The sequence below is a fragment of the Psychrobacter sp. T6-5 genome (genome assembly GCF_052258485.2).
GTDB lineage: Bacteria > Pseudomonadota > Gammaproteobacteria > Pseudomonadales > Moraxellaceae > Psychrobacter.
This window is the reverse complement of the sequence record NZ_JBQQEY020000001.1, coordinates 2168800-2181366: the sequence shown is the minus strand read 5'-3', so window position 1 is coordinate 2181366 and position 12567 is coordinate 2168800. Positions and strand designations below refer to the sequence as shown.

Annotated in this window: 14 protein-coding genes; 4 read left to right on the top strand and 10 right to left on the bottom strand. The window is 42.8% G+C overall.

Annotated features, from left to right (window positions below; genetic code table 11):
* Positions 1-15: 15 nt before the first annotated feature.
* Positions 16-504, bottom strand: a complete 489-nt coding sequence (locus tag ACTXGK_RS23995; protein WP_443515338.1) for an Lrp/AsnC family transcriptional regulator — start codon at positions 502-504, stop codon at positions 16-18.
* Between the two features lie 220 nt (positions 505-724).
* Between ACTXGK_RS23995 and leuA the strand changes: the two genes are divergently transcribed.
* Together leuA and ACTXGK_RS23985 are read left to right on the top strand one after the other, a co-directional pair.
* Positions 725-2509: a 2-isopropylmalate synthase gene (gene leuA / locus ACTXGK_RS23990; RefSeq protein WP_443515339.1), complete on the top strand. Its 1785-nt coding sequence runs from the start codon at positions 725-727 to the stop codon at positions 2507-2509.
* Between the two features lie 279 nt (positions 2510-2788).
* Entirely contained in the window at positions 2789-3409 is a 621-nt protein-coding gene (locus ACTXGK_RS23985; RefSeq protein ID WP_443515341.1) for a hypothetical protein, read from the top strand.
* Positions 3410-3560: 151 nt separating this feature from the next.
* Here the strand turns inward: ACTXGK_RS23985 and accC are convergent, their stop codons facing one another.
* From accC to ACTXGK_RS23965, 4 genes are all read right to left on the bottom strand, one after another.
* Entirely contained in the window at positions 3561-4922 is a 1362-nt protein-coding gene (gene accC / locus ACTXGK_RS23980) for an acetyl-CoA carboxylase biotin carboxylase subunit (RefSeq protein ID WP_075106156.1), read from the bottom strand.
* Positions 4923-5047: 125 nt separating this feature from the next.
* Positions 5048-5476 carry an acetyl-CoA carboxylase biotin carboxyl carrier protein gene (gene accB / locus ACTXGK_RS23975; RefSeq protein ID WP_443515343.1) on the bottom strand — a complete coding sequence of 143 codons (429 nt, stop codon included), beginning with the start codon at positions 5474-5476 and terminating at the stop codon, positions 5048-5050.
* A gap of 242 nt (positions 5477-5718) precedes the next feature.
* Positions 5719-7086, bottom strand: coding sequence for an MATE family efflux transporter (locus ACTXGK_RS23970; RefSeq protein WP_443515345.1), 1368 nt, complete (start codon positions 7084-7086; stop codon positions 5719-5721).
* 354 nt (positions 7087-7440) lie between these two features.
* Positions 7441-7929, bottom strand: a complete 489-nt coding sequence (locus tag ACTXGK_RS23965) for an EVE domain-containing protein (RefSeq protein ID WP_443515347.1) — start codon at positions 7927-7929, stop codon at positions 7441-7443.
* 383 nt (positions 7930-8312) lie between these two features.
* Here ACTXGK_RS23965 and hemW point away from each other — a divergent pair, with 383 nt between their 5' ends.
* Positions 8313-9578: a radical SAM family heme chaperone HemW gene (gene hemW, locus ACTXGK_RS23960; protein WP_443515448.1), complete on the top strand. Its 1266-nt coding sequence runs from the start codon at positions 8313-8315 to the stop codon at positions 9576-9578.
* A gap of 107 nt (positions 9579-9685) precedes the next feature.
* On the opposite strand, the gene ACTXGK_RS23955 is transcribed toward hemW, so the two are convergent.
* The gene (locus tag ACTXGK_RS23955) at positions 9686-9826 is read right to left on the bottom strand and encodes an entericidin A/B family lipoprotein (protein ID WP_201600641.1); all 141 of its coding nucleotides are present in this window, start codon (positions 9824-9826) and stop codon (positions 9686-9688) included.
* Between the two features lie 262 nt (positions 9827-10088).
* Between ACTXGK_RS23955 and ACTXGK_RS23950 the strand changes: the two genes are divergently transcribed.
* Positions 10089-10655, top strand: coding sequence for a tRNA (cytidine(34)-2'-O)-methyltransferase (locus tag ACTXGK_RS23950; protein WP_443515349.1), 567 nt, complete (start codon positions 10089-10091; stop codon positions 10653-10655).
* A gap of 80 nt (positions 10656-10735) precedes the next feature.
* Here ACTXGK_RS23950 and ACTXGK_RS23945 read toward each other — a convergent pair whose 3' ends face one another.
* Genes ACTXGK_RS23945 through tusD form a run of 4 tightly spaced genes read right to left on the bottom strand, consistent with a single transcriptional unit; the run spans position 10736 to position 12315 of the window.
* Positions 10736-11095, bottom strand: a complete 360-nt coding sequence (locus ACTXGK_RS23945) for a TusE/DsrC/DsvC family sulfur relay protein (RefSeq protein ID WP_102092846.1) — start codon at positions 11093-11095, stop codon at positions 10736-10738.
* The gene (locus ACTXGK_RS23940) at positions 11092-11421 is read right to left on the bottom strand and encodes a hypothetical protein (protein WP_443515351.1); all 330 of its coding nucleotides are present in this window, start codon (positions 11419-11421) and stop codon (positions 11092-11094) included. The genes ACTXGK_RS23945 and ACTXGK_RS23940 overlap by 4 nt, the downstream gene beginning before the upstream one ends.
* Before the next feature lie 53 nt (positions 11422-11474).
* Positions 11475-11798, bottom strand: a complete 324-nt coding sequence (locus ACTXGK_RS23935; protein WP_443515450.1) for a hypothetical protein — start codon at positions 11796-11798, stop codon at positions 11475-11477.
* A 52-nt stretch (positions 11799-11850) separates the two neighbouring features.
* Entirely contained in the window at positions 11851-12315 is a 465-nt protein-coding gene (gene tusD, locus ACTXGK_RS23930) for a sulfurtransferase complex subunit TusD (RefSeq protein WP_443515352.1), read from the bottom strand.
* Between the last annotated feature and the right edge of the window lie 252 nt (positions 12316-12567).

Here is a 12567-nt window from a genome sequence, read left to right as displayed (position 1 = left end):
GCGCCCTCAATGCTTTTATACGACGCTACGGCTAAATACCTCTCGCAGCTCAAAACTGGTATGCACTTGAGCAACACCCTCAATACGATTGAGACGATGCAATAAAAACTCCTCATAATGCGCCATATCACGCACTCTGACTTTAATCAGATAGTCCTCTGTACGTCCTGTGACAATACTACAGCTCACGACTTCCTCAAAGCTCTGAACTTTGCGTTCAAAGTGTTCGAAACGCTCAGCCGTATGACGGTCCATACTGATAGCGATAAACACGGCAAGCGGATAGCCAAGTTTTTGCGCATCGGTTTTGGTGTAGTAACCCGTGATAATGTTTGCATCTTCCAAGCGTTTAATACGACGTGCGCAAGGGGTAGCAGAAAGGTTAACGCGCTCAGCCAGCTCTGTGATACTCATACGTGCCTGCGTCTGCAACAAGCGCAATAATTGCTTATCGATGTCATCTATATTTGCTGTATCTGCACTTCCTATGTAATTTTCTGGCATTTTGCCACCTTGATAGTGAATTTGTTCGATTATAATAAATAAAATAGGTTTTTCCACTAAAAATATAGAAAATAAAATAAAAAATAGCAGGTTTCTATTTGCTAAACTTTGCTATTATTATAGTGTAACTACTCGTTACCTCGTATGATAAATACAAATTTAACCAACAGCTAATCGCCTAGCTAAATATACAAATAACCATATCATCTAAGGATTGATTATGTCTGACCAAGCCACGCATACTGCAGCCACTGGGACTGCAAAGATCACACCGAAAAATGCCGCTTTCGACTTCCGTAAATACCGTCCATTTGCCTTTGCGCCATTGCTGCCAGATCGTACGTGGCCAAGCAAAACAATTGAGAAGTCGCCAATATGGGCAAGTGTGGATCTGCGTGATGGTAACCAAGCACTGATTGATCCGATGACGATTGAACAAAAAATGCGTTTCTTTGAAACACTAGTAGAGGTTGGCTTTAAAGAGATTGAGATTGGTTTTCCATCAGCGGCGCAGGTTGAATTTGACTTTACCCGCAAACTTATCGAAGAAAACCACGTGCCTGATGATGTGACGCTACAAGTATTGGTACAAGCGCGTGAGCATTTAATTGCTCGTACTTTTGAATCATTAAAAGGTGCAAAACGTGCCGTCGTCCATGTCTATAACTCAACCAGCCGTGTACAGCGCGAAAAAGTCTATGGCAAAGATAAGGCCGAGATTAAAGAGATTGCCATTACAGGCGCCAAACTATTGAAAGAGTATGCGGCCAAATACCCCGAGACTGAGTGGGTGTTTCAGTATTCGCCAGAGAGCTTTAGTCAAACAGAGACTGAATATGCAGTAGAGGTTTGTGATGCGGTTTGTGATGTGTGGCAACCACAACAAGGCCAAGAGGTGATTTTTAACTTGCCAGCGACTGTTGAAGCATCTATGCCTAATGTCTTTGCGGATCAAGTAGAGTACTTCTGCCGTAATCTTCCCCAGCGTGAACATGTCATTATTAGTCTTCATACTCATAATGACCGTGGCTGTGCTGTAGCCGCGGCCGAATTGGGTGTGTTGGCAGGTGCAGATCGTATCGAGGGCACATTGCTTGGTAATGGCGAGCGTACAGGTAACATGGACATTATGGTCATGGCCATGAACTTGTTTAGCCAAGGTATCGATCCTGAGCTTGATTTTAGCAACATGAGTGAAATCGTACAGGTCGTGAGCGAGTGCAATAACTTACCGCTACACCCGCGCCATCCTTATGTGGGAGAGCTTGTCTTTACTGCCTTTAGTGGCTCACATCAAGATGCCATCAAAAAATCACTCGATTACAACGAAAACAACCAAACTGAGACTGACAACGTTTGGGATGTGGCTTATTTGCCGATCGATCCGGCGCACATTGGTCGTAGCTATCAAGATGTGGTACGTATCAATAGCCAGTCGGGCAAAGGTGGTGTTGCGTATATCTTGCAACGTAATTATGGCTTTAACCTACCACGTTGGATGCAGATTGACTTTAGCCGTGTGGTACAAAAGCAGGCCGAAGCGGTTGCCCGTGAATTGCAAAATGATGAAATTTTACAAACCTTTGAAAATACCTATTTGCAGCAAGGCAAGTTTGAGTTACTAGATTATAGTGTCAATAACAAAGGCGGTGAGGTGTATTTCAGCGGCCAAGTACAGATGAATAACGATACCATTGACATCGATGGTACGGGCAATGGTCCATTATCATCGTTTATAGATGGACTTGCACAGCACACAGGTAAATCATTGCATATTATTAACTATGCAGAGCATGCCATTAACCCACATCACAACAGTGGTAACGGTATCGATGATGATACCAATAGTGATAATAAAACCAATGCAAATGCCGCTGCTTATATTCAGCTGAATGTAGATGGCGAAGTGTACTCTGGCATCGGTACATGTAGCAGTACAGTATCAGCCATGCTAAAAGGGGCGTTATCAGCCTTTGCTCAAGCATTGAGTGTAGAAGCGGCTTAGTATTAAATAACTATATCGTGATACTTTACTGGTCTTAATTTTATAAATATGTAACATCGTAGCTCCTTGTACTCAACAAGCAAAGCTACGGTGTTATTTTTTTATGAGTAGAAAGTGGCTAGATTATCAGGCATTATCTTATTTCAACGTCATTACTGACTAAGGTTTTGGTTGTCGTTTGGATTAGAGTATTTTACCCAATAGCATAATGTTACTTGTGTTTTTGGTGTCTACGACTTACGCTAATGTATATAAAATATTATAAATAAAAGGTTAATCATGGAACCTATATCATTTGCTTCATTTACATTAGCATCTATTCTGGCTTCATTGCCGGTGAATGGTGAGACGGTTACTGAGCCGACAATCACTACGCATATCAGTCCAGCCATTGCAGGACAGTGGGAGATAGATTTAAACAGTTCTATCACCATGACCAAAGACGCGAAAGCTCAGCAAGCGGAATCATCGAATAGTCTGCAAAAAAACAGTGCAGAGCCTAAGGTGGTAGCTGATATGGATGGTGGCATAATCACTCAAAGTGAAGCGCGCATACTAAACATTAAGCCGACTACCAGTAAAGACTTAATGGCGTCAGTTAACAAGTCGAATCAGTGCCGTGAGCTATATAATTTTGGTGCGGACAATGAAATGTGGGCGGTCAGTGGCAAAGAGTGGACATACGGTCGCTATCTAGTCACACATCGTGAAGAAGGGCTGCCAGTTATCGCTATCAAAACGGTCTATGATAACAATGAAGTAGATTGCTCAGGCAATCAGATTGATCAAACTGATGAAGCGTTGATCGCATTTTTGTACCACGACGGCAATCAGATGCAGTGGTGTGCTGATCCTGACGGTACAGAGTGCTTCATGACTTTTAATAGAGTATTGCCATAATAAGTGGTTTTTATTATATTGCGCGAATTATTTAACATCTACTAATCACAAAAAAGCCGCTATATCGATAGGGGCTTTTTTATAATTAGCTTTTGGTACTGCTATTCAAACAAGAGTTGATAAAATTTTTACGATTTATAATCGTTTTGTTCTACGCTTCTTTCTTAGCTTTATTCGCAGTCAACATTTCTCGCTCAAGATAGTGAATATTTTGTGCTTCTTTGGCAAAATTCTCATCTGCCAAAATCACATCACGATGTAGCGGTATATTGGTTTTGATACCTTCAATGATCAACTCATCTAAGGCATGTATGGTCTTAGCAACGGCTTGCTGGCGAGTCTGACCATGGCAGATAAGCTTACCGATGAGTGAATCATAGTAAGTCGGTATCTCATAGCCAGGGTATAGATGGGAGTCGAATCGTACACCTGCGCCACTTGGCGCAAATAGTTGATTGACAGTACCAGGACAAGGAACAAAAGTTGCTGGATCTTCAGCATTGATACGACATTCAATCGCGTGACCTTGGATTTCAATCTCACTTTGACGATAAGATAAACCATAGCCGGCTGCAATTTTTAGCTGTTCAACAACGACATCGATACCAGTGATCATCTCGGTTACTGGATGTTCAACTTGCACGCGAGTATTCATTTCAATAAAGAAAAATTCATTATTCTCAAACAAAAACTCAAACGTACCAGCGCCGCGGTATTTCACAAGCTCACAGGCTTTCACACAGGCTTTTAAGATAGGTTCGCGGACATCATCTGGGATATCTGGAGCAGGCGCTTCTTCTAGTACCTTTTGATGACGACGCTGCAATGAGCAATCACGGTCATATAGATGGATAGCATTACCATTACCATCACCTAATACCTGTACTTCTACGTGACGCGGGTTTTGTAGGTAGCGTTCCATATATACGGTGTCATCACCGAACCAGAGCTCAGCTTCTTGCTTAGCAGCCTGTACTTGACCGACCAGCTCATCAAAGCGCTCAACGACGCGCATACCGCGCCCACCGCCGCCAGAAGCCGCTTTAATCAATAGCGGAAAACCAATATTGCGGGCTTGTTCTTCAGCATTATGTAGCGTAACGGCACCCACAGAACCGGGTACAGTTGGTACGCCCGCTTTTTTCATGGCATTGATGGCAGAGACTTTATTGCCCATCAAGCGAATATGATCTGCATTAGGGCCAACGAAAGTCAATCCTGCTTCTTCTACACGCTCAGCGAACTCAGCATTTTCAGACAAAAAACCATAACCCGGATGGATAGCATCCGCGCCAGTGATTTCAGCGGCAGTTAAGATAGTATTAATATCAAGATAACTTTGATTGGCATTAGGCTTACCAATACAAATTGCCTCATCAACAAAGCGCAGGTGCATCAAGTTGGCATCAGCAGTAGAGTAGACGCCTACCGTTTCGATACCTAGCGCTTTGCAAGCTCGAACGATACGCAGGGCAATCTCACCTCTATTGGCAATGAGCAATTTTTTTATCATGGGTTCATCCTTGTCGAAGCATCAGTTATTGACTGAGTTTTGATATATAGCATCCTATTATTTGACTTTGATGCGATACGTATATCAAAAACCAGCCATAATGAAATAAAGTATGGCAAATATCGTTACGCTTTATAACGTATGACAGGTTGGCCGAACTGTACGACTTCAGAATTATCTACCAAGATTTCGTCAACAATACCACTTTGAGTCGCTTCAAGAGGGTTCATGATTTTCATAGCTTCGATAATACCTAGAGTATCACCCGCTTGAACTTTTTGACCAACTTTTACAAATGGAGGATCGTTAGGCGTTGGCGCTGAATAGAAAACACCAACCATTGGCGAGTTTTCGACGCTACCCGCTTTTTCCGCAGGTTTTCCTTCAGCAGCAATAGGCGCTGCGCTAGCAGTTGGCGCTGCCATCATGGCTGGCGCAGGCACATCATAGTGACGAGTTAAGCTGATATGCTCGTCGTCTGAACTGATTTCCAAGTTAACCAGTTCACTTTCTTCCATAAGGGCGATGAGGGTGCGTATTTTTTCAATATCCATAGTTTTTATCTGACCTTGTACTAAATTCGAGAAATAGTGTAACTAAATATTGTCTAATTAGTTGCTAATGATACCTAGATTCAGAGCAATGAGCAATCAATGTACAGTTGTTAACTGAGATTTTTTACATATTTTGACGTAAGCCATGTTTTCAGTAAGAAATCATCTACGATTCATCATAGTCTATGTGACTAAGTATCGCTAGCAATGGTTATGAGATGTGACGTTTTAATCAATCAGTTTCAACCCCAAAGCGCTGTTAAACGTCTTTGTTGATAGCGCAGCCGAAGGGTCAATAGGATAGAAGATAAGAATAGGCCAGTGATTAATGCCATCCAAAAGCCTTGAGCACCAACATCAGTGAAACGCACTAAATAGATACCCAGTGGTAGCGCCACTAACCAATAGCAAAAAAGCGTTACCCACATCGGTATAGTGGTGTCTTGCATACCCCGTAATATACCAGCGACATTGACCTGCCAGCCATCAAATAACTGATAAGCAAGGGCAAAGATGAGCAAATGCATAGACTCCGCTCTAACCGCTGGATCATCAGTAAATGCTGCTGCCAGCTCTGGTCTAAATAGCCATATGCCAAGCATACAAGTGAGCGCAATCAATACTGTCCAGACAAGTCCAGTGGCTTGTACTTGGCGAAGTGCTAAGAGGTTTTTTTGACCATAACGATTTGAGACCATAATGGTGAGTGCCATCGCGACGGATATCGGTATCATAAATAGCTGTGACGTTACTGATAACGCCACTTGATGCGACGCTGTTGCAAGCTCTCCTAGCGGACTGATAACAAGAGCGCCCAAACTGAATAAACTTGCCTCAAAAAAGATAGAGACACCAATAGGAATACCCAATTTTAGAAGTTTTTTGATCTGTGTGCGATTTGGGCTAGTAAAACCATAAAAAAAGCGAGTACTAGCAAACTCTTGTCGCTTAGTAAAGCTGGTATAAATAGCCAGCAACAGGACGTTGATCCATAATACCAATGCTGTCGCCACACCGCAGCCTGCGCCGCCCATCTCGGGCATGCCAAATAAACCATGGATAAAAATATAGTTCAGAGGAATATCGGCGAGTAGACCGACAATACTAATAACCGTCACCGGCTCAGGTCGACCAAGCGCTTCGCAATAACTGCGTAACACAGCATAGACAGCTAATGCAGGGAAACCAAAAGACACACCATGCAAATATTGTGTTGCTATAGGCTGAATATTCTCAGGCACACCCATGATGCCAAGGACATTGGGTGCCAAATTGACAACAATAAAACCAATAAGGCCAAGAGCGCCTGCTGTCCACAAGGACTGCTGAGTAATATGAGGAACCTGATGATGCTGGTCTTGACCGACAGCCTCACCAATGAGAGGGGTAGTGGCAATCAACACACCTGTTGCTAACAAAAACAGCGGTAGCCAAATGCCAGATCCAACTGCTACGGCCGCCAAATCAAGCGCGGATACTTGGCCTGCCATAATGGCATCGACTACCCCAAGCGCTGCTTGGCAAAACTGAGTAATCAAGATAGGTAGGGCGAGTACCCCTAAGCGTAAACTGTAGCTTTTGAAGTCTCTGAAAGATAATGGGAAAACCATGGTAAGCAACTTTTTATTCTTTGCGATAATTGTTATGAAAGTAGTAACGGTGAACAAGCAAATACCGTCGTCAATTTAATATTGACACAGTATGAGAAGAGTCGTGCCGACGATGATACTCCGATAAATAATATGAGCAAGCTTATACAGACGGAGTAAGAAAATAAAAGTGAAGGCACTGAAATAAAAATAACCCGTCAATCCAAGCAGTAGATTGACAGGTCATATACACATAAGATGGTAAAGAAGCCAGACTATGATGTCAACGATTTAGAGACACTATGTGAGCATTCATCTTAAGCTTATTTTACCTTGATATTTATAATCAGTAGATTCAGTAGATAGAGGATCGAGCTAATCGGTGTGTTCTGGCAGTAGTTCGAGTGTCTCGGCCATGTCCATAATCGCGTGCCAGTGTTTGGGCTCTAATGGAATGACCGTTAATTGCTCGCAGCCTTTTCTCAGCAGTAATGAGTCTTCAAGCGTAGGCAAAAATTTCAGCTCTGATAACTGTAACACCTCTGTAAACGCTTGCTCAAAAGTGAGATCCACCATATACCAGCGTGGCTCTTCTTCGGTTGCAATAGGATCATAGTGACGATGCTCGGGGTGGAATTGAGTGGGGTCAGGGTAGCCTGCTTGACTGACCGTCATAATACCAGCCACACCAGAGGGCCTTGCACTAGAATGATAAAAGAACACTTTATCACCGACTTTCATATCGTCACGCATGAAGTTGCGAGCGCGGTAGTTGCGGACACCATCCCAGCTATCTGTATCCAATCGTTGTAAATCGTGAATACCAAAAAACTTTGGGTTTGATTTCATTAACCAATAAGCCATATGTCTTATCCTTTGCTTCATTTTTACATTTAATCTTTAACATTGTCAGGGTGCGTTTTTTATTAATCAGCTTTCAAGCGCGCCGCAAATTTAATGGTTATATTCTGAATACAGCGCTGCGCTTTGGATGCTGTACTGGTAATATCTCTTTATATACTGCCTGCAAGTTACCATGGTGAATAGGGGATTTGTACGTGGCTTTATGCGTGGCTTTGTTAATAGTTTTACGTTAGTTAGGCTTTTCTTTATATCATCTAGCCGTTATCCTAGCGATACTTTTGATACTGATCATCATTTCCCATTACACAATAAGTTTATTTATGTCCAAAATGAATGCTGATAGCTCGCCGAATAACCTTGATACGTTGCAACTCACAGAAAAGATGACAGATACTAGCGTTGTAGAGGTGACGAGCATTCCACTGTCGCTCTATATCCATATCCCATGGTGTGTGAAAAAATGTCCTTACTGCGACTTCAACTCGCATGAGCTTCCTATAGACAGTCAGTTGTCTATGTATGATGACTATGTCGATGCGCTCCTTTTGGATGCGAATATGCAACAGTTATTAGCGCAAGGGCGTCAAATCAGCTCAATATTTATTGGCGGTGGCACACCATCACTATTGCCAATTGCTCAGTATCAGCGACTGTTTTCTGGTTTGCGGTCATGTTTTGAATTTGCAGAGGACATCGAGATTACGATGGAGGCCAATCCAGGGACACTCGAGCATGCGCCATTTGCTCAGTATCTAGAGGTTGGTATCAATCGATTATCTATCGGCGTACAGAGCTTTGACGCTGATAAGCTCAAAGTGCTTGGACGTATCCATGATCCTGTACAAGCGTTATCAGCGATTCGTGCTGCTAGGGCTGCTGGATTTACGCGAGTCAATGTCGATCTCATGCATGGTCTGCCGCAGCAAACCATGAACGAAGCATTAAATGACATTCAGATGGCGCACGATGCTGGCGCAACGCATATCTCATGGTATCAATTAACGATTGAGCCCAACACGGTGTTTTATCGTAGTCAACCTATTTTACCCGATGAAGACAACTTGGCAGATATCGAACAAGCGGGGCAAGCGCTGTTGCAGCAATTGGGGTACCGCAACTATGAGGTGTCTGCGTGGGCGGGCGAGTCAGATAAGCCTTGCCGTCACAATATCAACTATTGGCAGTTTGGCGACTATCTAGCAATAGGTGCTGGTGCACATGGTAAAGTGACGATTGATTGTCACGCAGACAGGGGTTGCGCTCCGTCAAAGGAAAGTGATAAATCAGAAAACGATTTGTTAGCAGAATCTGGCATTTATCGTTTTAGCAAATCACGTTTGCCAAAAGATTATGTAGGAAACATAGAGACAGAAAAATCCAAGACCACTCAAAATGTACCAAAAATGGTTGGTTGGCAAGCAATCGATACAGATGAGCTCGTTAGCGAGTTTATGCTAAATGTACTGCGCTTACATGGCGGTATCGCTTGGACGTTGTTTGAGCAGAGAACAGGGCTTGAGCTTGAAAGTGTTACCACACAAGTAGACAATTTGATTAAGCAAGGGCTACTGGTAGATAGTAAAACTCAGTTACAACCAACATTGTTAGGTCAGCGTTATCTCAATCAAATACTGCGTGCTTTTTTATAGCATCTGATAAAGTGAATGTGCAATAACTACTTAAGATAAAGAATCCGTGACCAAAAAAAGGACTTACAAAATAGTAAGCCCCTCAAAAAATCTAAAACAATCAAACCTTAGATTTTGTTTTGTACTTCTTGTGCGCTGCCAGATACAGCATTACCAGCGCTTGATACGTCTTGGCCCAAGCCTTTGAACGTGTTGCAACCAGTTAGAACAAACATAGCAGCTAAAGATGCGATGATTACTTTTTTCATAATAGTATCCTCAAAGATAAATGGATGGTTTATAAATAACAACAGTGAGGCTAAACGGCAGGTTTAAGCATCACTGAAGGGGTATTGGATGAGGCAGTCATACATAAATGCTATCTCGCTATCCATTACAGACATCATAGTGAAAGTTAAAAACCCTGCACAGTATCAAAATGTAATTATTGGCAGTAAACTGTAACTTTTAATTACCTATCGCTCATAAATTTAAATAATAGAGCATCGACCATTTGTGGAGTAAACAAGTATGACCATTCATATCGTGTTGGTCGCCCCCAAAATGCCGAGTAATACGGGCAATATCATTCGACTGTGTGCCAACAGCGGCGCACAGCTGCATTTAGTCAGACCGTTAGGGTTTGAGCTTGATGATAAGAAACTACGCCGCGCAGGTCTTGATTATCATGAATACGCACATTTGCAGGTGCATGATGATTGGACAGCCGCACGGCAGGCGTTGCGAGCAGCCGACTGCTATACTGTCACGGCTTTAACAACCAAACTGAGCAAACCATTCTATGATTATGATTATGATTTTGGCGGGCAAGTAGACAGTGAAAAACCTGAAGATAAAGCCACGCCCAATATTGCGCTAGTATTTGGTTCAGAGACAGCAGGACTGGCAGATGATATCCGTGAAGATATCGGTGCTGATAATTGGTTGAGATTACCAATGTTGGCTGATTCGCGCAGTCTGAATTTATCCAATAGTGTCGCCATATGCTTGTATGAAATATGGCGACAGCAAGGATTCTTGGGTGATGAAGGTCGTAGTATCGGCTATGAGACGCTGACAGTCTACGATCCAAAATAGTGATGTATCAAATGAGCCGAACTATATGACTCATTCATCAGTGCTCACTTGGTAAGCAGCTACAGTTAACAAAAACACTTTTATAGGCAGTTGGGCGGCTTTGGCAGTCCAGCTAGACGGTTGACATGGCGCGCCACCAAACCTGTATTAAATAGCTGCTGTAGCTTTTGATTGCTGATGTCGTGCTCAGGCAGGGTTTTCTGTAGCCACTTAATCAATGGGCGTGTCGCTGGTGCATGATTAAATTTGACAAAGAATGCGCGCACTTGCTGCAAGATTTGTAAGTGCTCACTCGTTAGGCTGACATCTAGTGTGTCTGCCAGTTGTTGTGCGATATCAGGTGTCCAAATTGTATGGTCACACAGATGCCCATCTTGATCTAATGCAATATCGGTCGATGCTGTGGCAGTATGAGTTGTCGTAGAGGTATGAGTCGTCATAAGGCAATCGTCACCACTTTATCAAACTGACTATCCTGAGATAGGCTAATCCATTCTTCATCCGTTAAAATACCAGTCAATTTGCTCTCTAAATTTAGCTTGCCAGTAGTGTTAACTGTCAGCTGCGATATATCATCCGCTAATGCATAAATACCTGCAATACCATCTATTTCACTATCATTCAAATAAGCATTGAGCCAGTCAATAAAAGCGGCTGTGGTGCCAAGTAAGATAATACTGTCGCCAGTGCGCCAAGTGCGAGACATCTCCTCAGTGCTGCGCCTGAGGGTATCCATCGTGCTGTGTAATTGATATAAAGTTGCCATAACTGTGTCCAAGTGTGTGCTTTATTATTTTATAAGTTTGATTATATTGCCAATTAAAAGGTTAAAATCTGCTCAAAATCTTGCGAGCGGATTATTTCTGGCACCAGCATGAGCTGTGAAGTCAGATCTACTGGCAGCATCCCAATCACCCAACCACTAAAGACATCATCAGGTAGCCAAGCCGCTGGCATGTCGTAAAGATCAAGCGACTGAATCATACCGTGCAAACGTGATTCAGGCTGCATCAATATGCCAAAAACAGGTGCATCTAAGTACAGCTGCACTTCATGACCGAATGTCGCTAATGTCAGTGCCAATGCACAGCCTTCATAGCTTGTTGCTTCGGTGGGTGTATGCAGCTGGATTAATAATCTCATCATGTATTCCTAAATATATTTGTCGCAGGCTAATGTCGTAATAGATGCGCTATCAAAACTGTATTAAGCGGCAGCCATCCTGCATCATCAGAGCGAGCTCACTGAGTCCCACCAACGTAAACCCGGTCGCCAGATTGTCACCATCAAGCTGATGGCGGGTACTGTTATCTGCGTCACTCACACCGCGGCTAAGAGCTGTGCTGACACAAACAGGCAGTGACAACTGATATTGTTCAGCCAACATTTGCCATTCTTTGGTCAAATTCATTTGATCAGCGGACTGCCAGCGTAGCCGATTCGCCAGATGCGCCGAATCCCCATAAAAAAAGACATTGAGCAACGCCCGTTTGGTGTTAGGATTGTCGATGTCTTCTTTGTTGACGATATCGTCTGTATTACTATCGATATTATGATCAGCCGATGCGTTTTTAAGATATGCGCGCGCATAACGTAATGCTAAATGCGCTAATGGGTGACTAGGATCAGCGGTAATGAGTAGTAGCGGGGTAGTAGTCATAGGGGGCAGTATCACATATTATAAATAAGCGTTTAAAGAGTGTTATAAGGGTGAGACAGTATTATTGAAAGGTTATAAATTTTTTGTGTAAAGCAGTCTAATCGATTTAGAGTCGAGTTTTAATATTTCTTAATACCATTGAGCCAAAACGCTATTTTTATTGAGTATAAAGGTGCGCTGCAATGAAGCTGTCTCAAAGCATTTTGATTAAAGACGTTTATGCTACCATAAAGCGGCTCAAAGCAAATAGAG